Here is a 13,483-nt window from a genome sequence, read left to right as displayed (position 1 = left end):
CACCAGCGCCGGCCACGGCCGCACCTCGCCAAGGCCAAAGCGAAGCACGCCCATCACAACCAACCCGGACACGACCACATCAACCCCTCACAAGGTTGACAAAAACATAGGAACACCCCCCCGCAGACTACGGCCTTACGGTAAGCACGGCTGCCCGATAACGAAAAAAGCGCCACCCGTTGCCGGATGGCGCTTCATTGTTGGTGGAGCTGCGGGGAATTGAACCCCGGTCCGATGACCGAACCCTCAGTCTTCTACGTGCGTAGTCTGCTGGCCGTTTGGCAGTTTTTCTGCCCCCACCTATGTCGCAGACAACCGGTGGCGAGCATATCTACAGTAAAAGTCCCGACGCCGCCCTGTGGCTCAGCGGCATCAGCAAGTCTTCTAAACGACGCTCAGCTTCTCCCCGAAGACGAGAGAGAGTGAACGGAGCGGCTGCTCACTGGTTAACCCTGGCGCGAAGCTCAGGCAGCGAGAGCGAACTCAGTGCGGTTAGATTTAGCACTTATTCTTTTGCAGGGGACATCCACGAGCGGACCCTGCGTTCTCGGCACGCTTCCCTGCGACGAACAGGTCACCGTCGAAACCGATCAGCCCCAATCTTGAATTATCAAGCCTCCGACTGTTACCAACCGGACATTTCATGATATCATACACGGCCACTTCATACCAAATTAGTCGTGTCGAAACGGCTCACCGGCAAAATCCAGTTCACACGATGAACGCTCGAAAATCTTGTGAACCGGAGGCAATGTTCGGTTTCGAGGCAGTCTTCCTGTAATGCCAAGGAGTCGCCTGTCACATTCGGTGCGATTCCGTACACTTTTGCAGTTCACAAGATGCATTCGAATTCATCGCGTGAACCGGCAAACCGCTCAGCACCACTCGACAATGGCATCCAACATGGGTGTGGCCGCTCCGGGACCGGTCACGGAGGCCGCAGACTCCTCCGTGACGGCCTTGCGCTGATCGGCGATGCGCCGCGCCACATCGGATGTGAACCGTTCCGCATCCTCCACGCCGTCGAGCGGTACCACCACGGTCCCGTTGACCAGCCCTGCGGCAAAATGCACCTGCCTGTCCAGCAGACTCCACACGGTGATGCCCTGCTTGTCCGCGGCAATGCGGTAGCACAGCATGCCGTCTATGGTCTCCGGCTCCGGGTCGAGCACCGCATAGGGCAGGCGGATCACATAACCGTCCGCCAGATGCTCCTCCGCCCCCAAGTCGGTGAGACGGCCGCGCATGAGCACGTTCCACTTGCGGATGTCCGGCTGGGCGAGCTCGAGCGCGGCCACGTTCACGCCGCGCGCCTCGAACCATGCCTTGGCGAGCTTGCGCTGGCTGGTGAGCAGCAGCCGCGGCCGGGCGAGTCCCAGCAGCGCCAGCAGCCATTGCACCAGGCAGAAGCCGAACAGCAGGTTCACACCCACGCTCTGCGAAGCGTCGATCATGCCCAGATGCAGAGCCACGAAGCAGAACAGTCCGGCGAGCATGAAAATGGTGGAGAAGCCCGTGAAGATGGCGAATCCCTTGCGCAGTTCCTTCAGGCTGCGAGAGGCGTACCAGCGCCGGTAGCCGTCGTAATCCACCGCAAAGGAGTAGGGGCCGAACACCGTCGCGTCGCCCGCCTTGCCTTCCGATTCGTCATCCGTCATGTTCGCTCCGTTCGTTGGTCGCAAGCACACTATACCCGCGCGTGGCGCACCGGCAAAGTTTCGCACTGATCGTACACTGGAATCGTCGGAACGGCGAGAAGGACATGCAAAGGAGCTGGCATGGGACTGTTCGATGGCGATGGGCGGGACCGCAATAGAGACGGGTACGTGTCCCCGTTCGACGCAGACGAAACGAAGGCGTATGTGGATCCCGGCAAATCCCTGGACCGCGAGGCCAAGCAAGAAGCCAAGCAAGAGGCCAAGCAAAAGACCAAAGTCAAACACTCCGAATCGGCGCAAGGCACCCCGCGGCCGTCGTCCGAACCGCAGCATTCCACGCCCACCACGAAATCGGACGACGCCGCGCCAAAGACACAGACCGGCTCCAGCAACGGATGGGCCACCGCCGCGGCCATCGTCGGCTGCGTGGGGTTGGGGATCAGCGGATCCTATGGAGCGAAACTGGCCCTCGCCGCCGTGACCGCCTGCCTTGCCGTCATGGCGCTGGGCAGATATCTTGCCCACCGCGAACGTCAGGGCGCAATACGCGGCATCGCCGCACTGATCATCGCCGCACTGCTGCTGGCGAACGGCTTGATGGGGAAGCAACGGTATGACAGCCTGCTGGACCGGTATGGCCATTCATCGTCCAGCGCCGCATCCCCCTCCCCCAGCGAGTCGGAATACCCGGAGCCCAACTTCCACACGGGCGAGATCAGCGTCTCCGGTTCCCAGGGCAAGGCCGGCACGTTCCGCATCGTGTCCGCCACGGTGGGCCCGCAGAAGTCCTTCAACGGCAACAGGAACACGGTGATCGTCACGTATTCGTGGACGAACACCGGGACGGTCAACGCCGCGTTCAACGAAGTCATTTCGCTGGACGTCTTCCAGAACGGCATCGGGCTGGAGAGGGCTTACTTGTACCCGGAGTACGGCGACCAGACGCCGCCGTCCTTCGACGGCAAGTCCGAGCAGACCAAGCTGCAGCCGGGAACCGGCAAGGACGTGACGATCGCCTACCAGATGCGCGATCCCAACGTTCCGGTGGAGGTGTGGATGTCCGCCAATTCCTATGACGACGCCCTGGTCGCCAGCTTCCCCATACAGGGCAAGCAACCCGGGGACACCGTCGAGGCGCAGCAGGTGGCCGATCCGATGCAAACCGACGGCATGGTGCCCGACAGCGATCTGGAGGGCATGACCAAGTTTACCAACTACCGCGGCGACGTGTACGCCAAGATCCTCGACGCCTACCGCAGCCGCAACGACAGCGACGGCAGCCCGACCGTGACGGTGCGAGTGGCATGGGTGAACCGCGTGCCGCGCCCGATCGGGTTCGGCTACTACATCGACGCGAACGCGTTCGTGAACGGCGAAAGCCTCAAGCAGACCTACCTGTACGACAAGGACAACAACCCGATCCCCGGCTACGACGAGCATTCGTGGGGCCGCGAGGACAAGTACGGGGGGATGGACACGGTCACGCTCGTCTACAAGCTGCCGAACGCGGATGTCAAGCAGGTGGAAATGACGCTGGAGGGCGGGGGCTCCGAGCATAAGGCGCAGGAGAGCGTGACACTGGACATCGCGGACAAGGCGCCCGAGCAGTAACCGTCAAACATGGCGGGGCAAGGCGACCTGCCTTACAAATAAACAACGGGGTGAAGCCGGCAATCCGACTCCACCCCGTTGTTTGTTGCCTTACAGCCGGCGCAGGTACTTGCTCAGCTCGTAGGGCGTGACCTGGCTGTTGTATTCGGCCCACTCCTGACGCTTGTTGCGCAGGAAGTATTCGAACGCATGCTCGCCGAGCACGTCCGCCACGAAGTCGGAGCGTTCCATGATCTTCAGCGCTTCGTCCAGCGAACTCGGCAGCGGCTGGATGCCCATGGCCTGTCGTTCCGGATCGGTCAGCTCCCACACGTCGTCGCTGGTCGGCTCGTCGAGCGCCATCTGCTTATCGATGCCGTCAAGACCGGCGGCCAGCAACAGCGAGTACGCGAGGTAGGGATTGGCGACCGGGTCGAGCGCACGGAACTCCATGCGCGCCGAGTTGCCCTTGCCCGGCTTGTACTGCGGGATGCGCAGCAGGGCGGACCGGTTGTTGTGGCCCCAGCAGATGTAGCTCGGCGCCTCGTTGCCGCCCCACAGACGCTTGTACGAGTTGACGTACTGGCAGCACACGGCCGTGATCTCCGCCGCATGGTGCAGAATGCCGGCGGCGAACTGGCGGGCGGTGAGGGACATGTTGAATTCCTGGCCGGCCTCATAGAACGCGTTGGCATCGCCCTCGAACAGGCTCAGGTGCGTGTGCATGCCGGAGCCGGGCTTGTCCGCGAGCGGCTTGGGCATGAAGCTGGCGTGGATGCCGCGCTCCAGGGAGATCTCCTTGACCACCGTGCGGAAGGTCATGATGTTGTCCGCCGTGGTGAGCGCATCCGCGTACCGCAGGTCGATCTCGTTCTGGCCGGGGCCCGCTTCGTGGTGCGAGTATTCCACGGAGATGCCCATCTGCTCGAGCAGGTTCACGGTGGCGCGGCGGAAGTCCATGCCGGGGCTGCGCGGCACGTGGTCGAAGTAGCCGCCGTCGTCGATCGCCTTGGGAGCCTGCGACCAGTCGTCCTGATTCTCGAACAGATAGAATTCGATCTCCGGATGCACGTAGAACGTGAAGCCCTTGTCCTTCGCCTTGGCGAGGGCGCGCTTGAGCACGTGCCGAGGATCGCCCAGACTCGGCTCGCCCTCCGGGGTGAGGATGTCACAGAACATGCGGGCGGTGCCCTGAGGTCCGCCCCGCCACGGCAGGATCTGGAAGGTGGACGGATCCGGCTGGACGATCATGTCGTCCTCGGAAACACGCGTCATGCCTTCGATCGCCGAACCGTCGAAACCGAGCCCTTCCTCGAACGCAGCCTCCAACTCCGCAGGTGCGATCGCCACGGACTTCAACGTGCCCAACACATCGGTGAACCACAAACGAATGAAGCGCACGTCGCGTTCCTCGACCGTGCGCAAAGCAAACTCTTGCTGTTTATCCATGCGGACCATGGTGGCATGACATTATTTCATCGTTCGTTAACATGTCGCGGCTTGGAGGGGCGCCGATGGGTATGCTGGAGCCTATGAGCGAGAAGAGCAGCAAGCATGCGGCGGGCGAAACGGCGCCGGCGCACTACGAGTCGAAACTGGCCGCGGAGGCGCCGCAGGAGTATCCGCAGATCGACGTGCGTTCCTGGACGGAGGCGCCGGATCCGCGCGACCGTGCCAAGGCCGGCATCGCGGCCCGCGCCAAGGCGCCGCTGGAGAAGCACGCGTACTGGCAGGTGCGCGAGGGGCGTCGGGATGTGATCGGCCTGCTGGAGGAGCAGTCGATGCAGCGAGTGCCGGACCTCATCCCCCTGCGCTACGCCCGCATGAGCGTGAGCCCGTTCACGTTCTACCGTGGCACGGCGCTCATCATGGCGAACGATCTGGCGCGCACCCCCGTCACCGGCATTCCGGTGCAGGCGGTGGGCGACGCGCACATCGGCAACTTCGGCATCTTCCGCTCCCCCTCCGCCCGGCTCGTGTTCGACGTCAACGACTTCGACGAGACGGCGACCGGCCCGTGGGAGTGGGACGTCAAGCGTCTGGCGGTGAGCGTGGAGGTGTGCGGACGGGCGAACGGCATCAAGCCCAAGGCCCGGCAGGCCGCAGTGGCCCGCTGCGTGCACACGTACCGCAACCGCATCGACCAGTTCTCCAAGATGGACTATCTGGAGGCATGGTACGACCATCTGGACGTGGATCACACGCTCGACCGCTATGAGAGCACGCAGGACGGCCGGCGCAACCGCACGCTGCGCACGGCCGCCATGAAGGCCGCGCTCAAGGATTCGGACCATGCGGCCGCCAAGCTCGCGCACTATGAGGGCGATCGCCTGCGCTTCAACATCAATCCGCCCGAACTGGTGCCGATCGACAGGCTCGCGCACTATGCGGACGTCGATGCGCTGCAGGCACGGATCGACACGCTGCTGGAGAACTACAAGGACAGCCTGTACGACGACCGCCGCCGCGTACTGGAACACTACCGTTACCATGATGCCGCCCGCAAGGTGGTGGGCGTGGGTTCCGTGGGCCAGCGCGCCTGGGTGGCGATCCTGACGGGACGGGACATTGACGACCCGCTGATCCTGCAGATGAAGGAGGCCACCGATTCGGTGCTCGAACGCTTCTGCGGCAAGAGCCCGTACGCCACGCACGGCGAGCGCGTGGTGCAGGGGCAGAAGCTCATCCAGTCCACGGCGGACGTGCTGCTGGGATGGTCATCGTTCACGGCGGAGGACGGTCTGCCGCGCGACTACTACGTACGTCAGCTGTGGAACGGCAAGGGGTCGATCGACATCGACCATCTCAACGATCTGGCGCTGTCCGATCTGGGCCGCATGTGCGCATGGTCGCTGGCGCATGCGCATGCGCGCACCGGCGATTCGACGGCGATTGCGAACTATCTGGGCGGTTCGGACGAGTTCGATCAGGCGATCGCCTCGTTTGCGGTGAGCTATGCGGACCAGACCGAGGCCGACTACGCGGTGTTCAAGTCGCTGATCAAGCAGGGCGAGCTGCCCTGCGCCTAGCCGGCGACGATAAGGGGCCGACCGACGCGCGCGGATTCAAGGCGCACCGAGGGAAGGCGTGCCGAGGCACGTCGAGCGCCGAAGAAAGACGGCATACGCGCCGTCGATCGGCGACGGTGTCAGGCGGCGACCTTGAGGGCCTCCTCCAAGGTGAACGCCCGGGCGTACAGCGACTTGCCGAGGATGGCGGAGTCAACGCCGAGGTCCGCCAGCTCGCGGATGGCCTTGAGGTCGTCCAGCTTGGCGATGCCGCCGGATGCGGTGACCTTGGCGTCGGTGCGTTCCGCGACCTCCTTCAGCAGGGTGAGATTCGGGCCGCTCATCATGCCGTCACGGGCCACGTCGGTGACGACGTAGCGGGAGCAGCCGACGGAGTCGAGGAACTTCATGGTCTCGAACAGGTCGCCGCCCTCCTTGACCCAGCCGCGGGCCGCGAGCGTGTGGCCGCGCACGTCGAGTCCCACGGCCACGCGGTCCCCGTACCGGCGGATCGCGTCGGCGGTCCAGTCGGGGTTCTCCAGCGCCGCGGTGCCGATGTTCACGCGGGCGGCCCCGGCCTCGAGCGCGGCGTCCAGCGAGGCGTCGTCACGCACGCCGCCGCTCATCTCGATGTTCACGCGGTCGCCGAGCTCGTGCACGATCTCGCGCAGCTGGGCGCGGTTGTCGCCGGTGCCGAACGCGGCGTCCAGATCCACGAGGTGGATCCATTCGGCGCCGGACTCCACCCATGTACGGGCGGCCTCGAGGGGCGAACCGTAGTCGGTTTCGGAGCCGGATTCGCCCTGACGCAGGCGGACGGCCTTGCCATCGCGAACATCAACGGCGGGAAGCAACGTGAGAGACATGGGTATGGTCCTTTCTTCGGAGACAATGCTGCCGGGAACAATTCTTCCGTAACGTTTTCCTGAGAGGGAGACCGCCGCAGCCGTCACAGCACGGCGATCCAGTTGCGCAGCAGCCGGGCGCCGGCTTCGGCCGACTTCTCGGGGTGGAACTGCGTGGCGAACACCGGCCCGCGCTCGTAGGCGGCCACGAACCGGCTGTTGCCGTACTCGCACCACGTGACGCGCTGGTCCGACCCGCCGAAGTCGATCTGCTCGCGGGTCAGGTCCGCAGGACTCGCGTCCATGGCCGCATACGAGTGGACGAAGTAGAACCGTTCGTCCCCGACGCCGTCCATGAGGATGCTGCCGGGCGCGGCCTGCACGGTGTCCCAGCCCATGTGCGGTACCACGGGAGCGTCCAGCGGGGCCACGGTTCCGCCGATCAGTCCGAGTCCGTACGCGTTCTCGCCGTGTTCGAGCCCGAGTTCGAACATCACCTGCAGGCCCACGCACACGCCGAGCACGGGACGGCCCGCACGCACGCGATCGTAGATCACGCGGTCGCCGCTCACCTGGGTCAGGCCCTTCATGCAGGCGCCGAACGCACCCACGCCGGGCACCACCAGTCCGTCGGCTTCCAGGGCCTGCCGGTAGTCGGAGGTGAGGGTGACGTCCACGCCGAGGTTCGCGAGCGCGCGGACCATCGAGCGGACGTTGCCGAATCCGTAGTCGAATACCACGATCTTGACCATGTGTTGCGTTCCCTTCGTTCGTTGTTGCATGACGTTCCGTGCGTGCCGTGCCGACCGTGCCCGATGGCGTTACGCGCGGCCGGAGCGGGTGTTCCGAGCGATGACCTCGAGTGCGGCGGCTCGATCGTACTTGCCGCTCGGCACGGCGGCGATGCCTTGGGCCTCGAGCCCGTCGAGGCTCGCGATGCCGAGCATGAGATCCTCCACGAACGGCGCGGTGGAACCGAACAGGACGGGCGGCACGAACTCCTCCCCCGGCTTGCCGTGCACGTACAGATGCGCCTCGAGCTTGTCCGCGCGATTCACCGCGAGCACCACGGCCATGCCGGCCACCACGGTGGTCAGATCCTTCGCGGCCGCCTCCGGACCGTCACCGCTGAGGTTGTCCAGTACGGCCACGGCGCCCTCCTTGGAGGCGAGACATGTGGCGGAGATGTCCGAGAGCTGGCAGAATGCGGCGAGCAGTTCGGCGGAGGCGAGGCGCGTAATGATGACGGCCACCTTCGCCTTGTTGCCGATCAGCCCCTCGAGTTCGTCGTCGAAGCTGAACGCAACGTCCTGCCCGTCCAAGTCAGCCCCGGACTGCCCGGCATCCGCCGTAGCGCCGTCCGACCCGTCAGCGCCCGCGACGCCGGATTGCCCCTGCTCGGCGAACTCCTTCTCGAATCCGGCGAGCGCCGCCTCCAGTTCCTCGTCGCTGAAATGGGCCTCGTCGGGGTCGATGTCGTCGTTCTTCCCGGAATCGCTTGCCATCACAGGCTCCCCTTCGTGCTGGGGATGAGGCCCGCGATGCGCGGATCGGGTTCCACGGCGAAGCGCAGGGCACGCGCGAGGGCCTTGAACTCGGCCTCTGCGATGTGGTGCGGATCGCGTCCGGCGAGTACCTGCATGTGCAGGCAGATGCCGGCGTGCAGGGCGATGGATTCCATAACGTGACGCACGAGCGAACCCGTGAAGTGCCCGCCCATCATGCAGTATTCATAGCCCGCGGGCTCGCCGGTGCACACGCAGTACGGACGGCCGGAGATGTCCACCACGGCCTTGGCGAGTGCCTCGTCCAGCGGCACGGTGGCGTCCGCGAACCGGCGGATGCCGCGCTTGTCGCCCAGCGCCTGCTTCAGGGCCTCGCCGAACACGATCGCCACGTCCTCCACGGTGTGGTGCACGTCAATGTCCGTGTCGCCGTGCGCCTTGATGGTCAGATCGATCAGCGAATGCTTGCCGAGGGCGGTCATCATGTGGTTGTAGAACGGCACGGATGTGTCGATGCTCGTCTTGCCGGTGCCGTCCAGATCCAGGCTCAGTTCGACCGACGACTCGCTGGTCTTGCGTACGATCGTCGCTGTTCTTGCCATGATTGCTCAAACTCCTTTACGTATGCCTACGTATGCCGCATGCCCGTGCGGCTAGGCCTGCTCCACCAGTCGCAGCACTTCGACGAACGCCTCGCGGAAGCGTGCCATCTCCTCGTCGGTGCCCATGCACACGCGCAGCCAGCCGTCCGGGCCGACCACGCGGATGAGCACGCCGCGCCTGAGCAGCTCCTCGAAGATGCGGTCGCGGTTGTCGAAGTGCCCGCCGAAGAGCAGGAAGTTCGACTGGGATTCGGCCACCTCGAGCGGCTGGCCCTTATAGGTCTGTTCGCGCAGCCATGCGGCGGTGGCGTTGCGGGTCTCGCGCAAGTGGGCCACACGACTGAGCTGCTCGTCGGTGTGCTCGAAGGCGGCGAGTGCGGCGGCCTGCGTGACGGCGGACAGATGGTACGGCATGCGTACGATGCGCACGCAGTCGATGATCCCCTTGCTGGCGGCCAGATAGCCCACGCGGGCGCCGGCGAACGCGAACGCCTTGCTCATGGTGCGGCTGACGGCCAGGTTCGGATGGTCCTTGACCAGCGTGACCGCGCTCGGCGTGCCCGGGTCGCGGAACTCCACGTACGCCTCGTCCACCACGAGCACCGGGTGCACGCCTTCGGGGGCGCCTTCCACGTCCGCGGTCTCGCACGCGGCGAGCAGACGCTTCAGGTCGTCCATGGCGAGCGGCGTGCCGGTCGGATTGTTGGGGGACGTGATGAGCACCATGGCGGGCTTCACCTCGCGGATCGCCTCGACGGTGCGGTCCACGTCGAGCGTGAAGTCCGGATTGCGGTGCGCGAGCCTCCACGTGGTGAACGTGTCACGCGCGTACTCGGGGTACATGGAGTACGTGGGGTCGCAGCCGAGCGCGATGCGCCCCGGGCCGCCGAACGCCTGGAACAGCTGGAGCATGATCTCGTTGGAGCCGTTGGCGCCCCACAGCTCGTCCACGTCCAGCTTCACGCCAGATTCGCGCTCGAGGTACGTGGCGAACGCGCGGCGCAGCTCGATGTGCTCGCGGTCAGGGTAGCGGTTCAGGGTCGGCGCGATCTCGCGCACGCGGCGGGCGATCGTGTCGCATACGGCCGGTTCGGGGGCGTACGGGTTCTCGTTGACGTTGAGGCACACGGGAACGTCGAGCTGCGGGGCGCCGTACGGTTCCTCGCCGATCAGGTCGTTGCGCAGCGGCAGGCTTGCGGGAATGGTGCTCATTTGAGACCGGCTTCCTTCTCCTGCGCGTCCAGGGTGGCCTTGTCGTACGGGTCCTTCACGAAACGGGACAGCACGCACTCGCCGTGGGCGGGCAGGTCCTCGGAGACGGCGAACGCGTTGATGCGCGCGGCAAGCGCCTTGAGGCCCTCCTCGTCGTATTCGATCACTTCGACGGGCTTCATGAACGTGTGTACGCCGAGCCCTGCGGCGAAGCGGGCGGTGCCGCCGGTGGGCAGCACGTGGTTGGAGCCGGACATGTAGTCGCCCAGCGGCACCGGGGAGAACGGGCCGCGGAAGATGGCGCCGGCGTTCTTGATGCGCTTGACCACGGCGTCCGCGTCCGCTGTCTGGATCTCCAGATGCTCGGCCGCGTAGGCGTTGGCCGCGTCGATGGAATGGTCCAGATCGTCGGTGAGCACGATGGCGGACTGGCGGCCGGACAGGGACGTGGCCACGCGTTCGGCGTGCTCGGTGCGCGGTACGCGGCGCTTGAGGTCCGCCTGCACGGCGTCGGCGACGGTCTCGGAGTCGGTGAACAGCACGGAACCGGCGAGCTCGTCGTGTTCGGCCTGACCGATGAGGTCGGCGGCCACGAGGCTGGGATTTGCGGTTTCGTCCGCGATGATGCCGATCTCGGTGGGGCCTGCGACCGCGTCGATGCCCACGAAGCCGGAGACGAGCGACTTGGCGGTGGCCACGAAGATATTGCCCGGGCCGGTGATCTTGTCCACCGGGTCGCACAGCACGTCGCCATCCTGCGGCTCGGAGCCCTTGGCGCCGTAGGCGAACATGGCGATGGCCTGGGCACCGCCGACCGCGTACACCTCGTCCACTCCCAGAATGGCGCACGTGGCGAGGATGGTCTTGTTCGGCAGGCCCTTCGCATCGTCGCGCGACGGCGGGGTGGCGATGGCCAGCGATTCGACGCCGGCGGCCTGTGCGGGCACCACGTTCATGATCACGCTGGACGGGTAGACGGCCTTGCCGCCGGGCACGTACAGGCCCACGCGCTGGATGGGGATCCAGCGTTCGGCCACGCGGGCGCCGGGGGCCAGATCGGTGTGGAAATCCTTGGGGACCTGGTTGGCGGCCACCGCGCGGGCGCGGCGCACCGATTCCTCGATCGCGGAACGGACCTCCGGGTCCAGAGTTTCGAGCGCGGCGGTCATCGCCTCGGCGGGCACGCGCAGATGCTCCGGACGCACGTGGTCGAACTTCTCCTCGAAGTCGCGCAGGGCCGCGGCGCCGCGAGCCTTCACGTCCTCGAGAATGGGACGCACCAGATCGGACGCCTCGGAGGTACCCATGTCGGCGCGCGGCATGGCGGCCAGCAGCTCGGCGCGGGTGAGGCTCTTGCCCCTCAGGTCAATGATTCGCATGTAGTTGTCGCTCATACCCGTCAAGTGTAGGGTCGCGTTGTGACGAACGCATGGGTTTTTCCGGCTTTTCACCACAACGTGAGACTGCATGGTGCAGCCTCGGCGTTTTTTGCGGGCGGCTGCCTGAAGGCGTCGTCAGAACAGGCGCAGCTCCTCGTCCGGATGAGTGTCCGGATGGGCGGCCAGATCGCGGTCGACCCACGCCATGATCAGATCCGCGAGCCGGCCGATCTGCCCGTCCGTAAGCGCAACGCCCCTGGGAATGCCGTGCCACTTGGCGATGCACCCGCGGCAGCAGGTGGCGGTGGCGTGCTGGGCGGTGAACACCGGGTGCCCGCGCCACGGAGTCTGCCGCCCGTCGTTGCGCGGTTCGGCGGCGCCCACGCGTTCGCGCAGCAGTTCGCGCGCATGCCGGTCGATCACCTCGCGTCCCTTGTCCCGCGCGTAGGCACGATCCTTGGCGCTCAGCGTGAACCTGGCGCGGAACGCGGAATGCGAGAGGCGTTCCAGCGTTTGCGCGATCCAGCGCCGTTCGTCCTCGGAGGCTTGTTCTCGCTCAGACGTTACCGCGCGCCTTCTGGTCGGCCCACGACTGGGACTGCACGTAGGTGACCGGATCGGCGCCGATGCGGCCCTCCGGGGCGTCGAGCGCGTCGATGGCGGCGAGCTCGGCGGCCGTCAGGTCGAAGCCGGCGGAGGCGAGGTTCTGGCGCATGCGCTCGGGGTGCTTGGACTTGGGGATGATGATGCGGCCGGACTGGGTGTGCCAGCGCAGCACCACCTCGGCCGGGGTGACGCCATGCGCCTCGGCGGCCTGCACGATCGGCTCGGCGGACATGTCCCCGCCGTGGCCGAGCGGACTCCACGCCTCCACCGCAATGCCATGTTCCTTGCAGTACGCGCGGGTGGCAGGCTGGGAGTAGCGCGGGTGGTTCTCGATCTGGTTGACGGCCGGCAGCTCGCCGGAATCCTCCTTGAGCGCCTCGAGGTGCTCCGGCAGGAAGTTGCTCACGCCGGGCACGCGCACCGCGCCCTCGTCGCGCAGCTTCAGGAGCGCCTTCCAGGTCTGGCGGTAGGCGTCGATGCGCGGCATGGGCCAGTGGATGAGGAACATGTCCACTACGTCGAGCCCGAGTTTGCGGCGCGACTCCTCGAAGGCGATGAGCGCCTGATCGTAGCCCTGGTCGCAGTTGCGCAGCTTGGTGGCCACGAACACCTTGCCCGCCATGCCGGTGGCCTTGAGTGCCGCACCCACGGCCTCCTCGTTGTAGTAGGCGGCGGCGGTGTCGATGTGCCGGTAACCGATCTCCAGCGCCTTCTCCACTGCCTTCTGGGTCTGGTCGACGGGAATCTGGAAGGTGCCGAAGCCGATCTGCGGGATCACGGTGTGTGCCCGGTCGTTGAGTGTCAGTTCGGGGGAAGTGGGTTCAGTCGTCATCGTCCGTCCTTTCCTTGCCGGCAGCGGGTCCGGCGGTTTTCCGGTTCCGCTACCGATCATACGGCGATCCGTTCCGATCCGTCCGCCGTTTCCCTCCGTTGGCACGGGAGATGTTCCGCCCATTACCATGTTTGGTAGGCCCTGATGGTCGGGGCCGGGTCGCCGGTTCCGGTATGACTCTCTCGCCCTGTCGTTGATGATCCGGGGGGTGTTGTCGCCGGGAACGGGGACGTTCGCAGACCGCTG

At 65.8% G+C, this 13,483-nt stretch carries 12 protein-coding genes and 1 other RNA gene; 2 read left to right on the top strand and 11 right to left on the bottom strand.

The window, feature by feature from the left end; all coding sequences use genetic code 11:
* Positions 1 to 201: 201 nt before the first annotated feature.
* Both ssrA and AC1AZA_RS11150 read right to left on the bottom strand, forming a co-directional pair.
* Positions 202 to 598, bottom strand: a transfer-messenger RNA (tmRNA) gene (gene ssrA / locus AC1AZA_RS11155).
* A 277-nt stretch (positions 599 to 875) separates the two neighbouring features.
* The gene (locus AC1AZA_RS11150) at positions 876 to 1,658 is read right to left on the bottom strand and encodes a hypothetical protein (protein ID WP_476514725.1); all 783 of its coding nucleotides are present in this window, start codon (positions 1,656 to 1,658) and stop codon (positions 876 to 878) included.
* A 120-nt stretch (positions 1,659 to 1,778) separates the two neighbouring features.
* Here AC1AZA_RS11150 and AC1AZA_RS11145 point away from each other — a divergent pair, with 120 nt between their 5' ends.
* Positions 1,779 to 3,269 (top strand): DUF5067 domain-containing protein, encoded by a 1,491-nt coding sequence (locus AC1AZA_RS11145; protein WP_476514724.1) that lies wholly within the window; start codon positions 1,779 to 1,781, stop codon positions 3,267 to 3,269.
* Between the two features lie 90 nt (positions 3,270 to 3,359).
* Here the strand turns inward: AC1AZA_RS11145 and glnA are convergent, their stop codons facing one another.
* Positions 3,360 to 4,697: a type I glutamate--ammonia ligase gene (gene glnA / locus AC1AZA_RS11140; protein ID WP_476514723.1), complete on the bottom strand. Its 1,338-nt coding sequence runs from the start codon at positions 4,695 to 4,697 to the stop codon at positions 3,360 to 3,362.
* An 83-nt stretch (positions 4,698 to 4,780) separates the two neighbouring features.
* Here glnA and AC1AZA_RS11135 point away from each other — a divergent pair, with 83 nt between their 5' ends.
* Entirely contained in the window at positions 4,781 to 6,277 is a 1,497-nt protein-coding gene (locus AC1AZA_RS11135) for a DUF2252 domain-containing protein (protein WP_476514722.1), read from the top strand.
* 119 nt (positions 6,278 to 6,396) lie between these two features.
* On the opposite strand, the gene priA is transcribed toward AC1AZA_RS11135, so the two are convergent.
* The 8 genes from priA to AC1AZA_RS11095 form a co-directional block, all read right to left on the bottom strand.
* Positions 6,397 to 7,122, bottom strand: a complete 726-nt coding sequence (gene priA, locus AC1AZA_RS11130; protein WP_476514721.1) for a bifunctional 1-(5-phosphoribosyl)-5-((5-phosphoribosylamino)methylideneamino)imidazole-4-carboxamide isomerase/phosphoribosylanthranilate isomerase PriA — start codon at positions 7,120 to 7,122, stop codon at positions 6,397 to 6,399.
* Positions 7,123 to 7,205: 83 nt separating this feature from the next.
* Complete coding sequence (gene hisH, locus AC1AZA_RS11125) at positions 7,206 to 7,853, bottom strand: imidazole glycerol phosphate synthase subunit HisH (RefSeq protein WP_476514720.1); 648 nt, start codon at positions 7,851 to 7,853, stop codon at positions 7,206 to 7,208.
* A 69-nt stretch (positions 7,854 to 7,922) separates the two neighbouring features.
* A complete protein-coding gene (locus AC1AZA_RS11120) occupies positions 7,923 to 8,606 on the bottom strand; it encodes a hypothetical protein (RefSeq protein WP_476514719.1) in 684 nt (227 codons plus the stop codon).
* Positions 8,606 to 9,208, bottom strand: coding sequence for an imidazoleglycerol-phosphate dehydratase HisB (gene hisB / locus AC1AZA_RS11115; protein WP_476514718.1), 603 nt, complete (start codon positions 9,206 to 9,208; stop codon positions 8,606 to 8,608). The genes AC1AZA_RS11120 and hisB overlap by 1 nt, the downstream gene beginning before the upstream one ends.
* Positions 9,209 to 9,259: 51 nt before the next feature.
* Positions 9,260 to 10,420 carry a histidinol-phosphate transaminase gene (locus AC1AZA_RS11110; RefSeq protein WP_476514717.1) on the bottom strand — a complete coding sequence of 387 codons (1,161 nt, stop codon included), beginning with the start codon at positions 10,418 to 10,420 and terminating at the stop codon, positions 9,260 to 9,262.
* Positions 10,417 to 11,814, bottom strand: a complete 1,398-nt coding sequence (hisD, locus tag AC1AZA_RS11105; protein ID WP_476514716.1) for a histidinol dehydrogenase — start codon at positions 11,812 to 11,814, stop codon at positions 10,417 to 10,419. The genes AC1AZA_RS11110 and hisD overlap by 4 nt, the downstream gene beginning before the upstream one ends.
* A gap of 120 nt (positions 11,815 to 11,934) precedes the next feature.
* A complete protein-coding gene (locus tag AC1AZA_RS11100; protein WP_476514726.1) occupies positions 11,935 to 12,321 on the bottom strand; it encodes a DUF4186 domain-containing protein in 387 nt (128 codons plus the stop codon).
* A gap of 34 nt (positions 12,322 to 12,355) precedes the next feature.
* Entirely contained in the window at positions 12,356 to 13,237 is an 882-nt protein-coding gene (locus AC1AZA_RS11095; protein ID WP_476514715.1) for an aldo/keto reductase, read from the bottom strand.
* Between the last annotated feature and the right edge of the window lie 246 nt (positions 13,238 to 13,483).

The sequence above is a fragment of the Bifidobacterium sp. LH_389 genome, from assembly GCF_056357235.1.
Note: the sequence above shows the minus strand (reverse complement) of the source record. Positions and strands in the feature narration are given on the sequence as shown.

What these genes read in the sequence shown, in the direction of transcription:
- AC1AZA_RS11150 (WP_476514725.1), bottom strand. Translation starts at nt 1,658, where the DNA reads ATGACGGATGACGAATCGGAAGGCAAGGCGGGCGACGCGACGGTGTTC.
- AC1AZA_RS11145 (WP_476514724.1), top strand. Translation starts at nt 1,779, where the DNA reads ATGGGACTGTTCGATGGCGATGGGCGGGACCGCAATAGAGACGGGTAC.
- AC1AZA_RS11110 (WP_476514717.1), bottom strand. Translation starts at nt 10,420, where the DNA reads ATGAGCACCATTCCCGCAAGCCTGCCGCTGCGCAACGACCTGATCGGC.
- AC1AZA_RS11120 (WP_476514719.1), bottom strand. Translation starts at nt 8,606, where the DNA reads ATGGCAAGCGATTCCGGGAAGAACGACGACATCGACCCCGACGAGGCC.
- priA (WP_476514721.1), bottom strand. Translation starts at nt 7,122, where the DNA reads ATGTCTCTCACGTTGCTTCCCGCCGTTGATGTTCGCGATGGCAAGGCC.
- AC1AZA_RS11135 (WP_476514722.1), top strand. Translation starts at nt 4,781, where the DNA reads ATGAGCGAGAAGAGCAGCAAGCATGCGGCGGGCGAAACGGCGCCGGCG.
- hisB (WP_476514718.1), bottom strand. Translation starts at nt 9,208, where the DNA reads ATGGCAAGAACAGCGACGATCGTACGCAAGACCAGCGAGTCGTCGGTC.
- AC1AZA_RS11095 (WP_476514715.1), bottom strand. Translation starts at nt 13,237, where the DNA reads ATGACGACTGAACCCACTTCCCCCGAACTGACACTCAACGACCGGGCA.
- glnA (WP_476514723.1), bottom strand. Translation starts at nt 4,697, where the DNA reads ATGGATAAACAGCAAGAGTTTGCTTTGCGCACGGTCGAGGAACGCGAC.
- hisD (WP_476514716.1), bottom strand. Translation starts at nt 11,814, where the DNA reads ATGAGCGACAACTACATGCGAATCATTGACCTGAGGGGCAAGAGCCTC.
- hisH (WP_476514720.1), bottom strand. Translation starts at nt 7,853, where the DNA reads ATGGTCAAGATCGTGGTATTCGACTACGGATTCGGCAACGTCCGCTCG.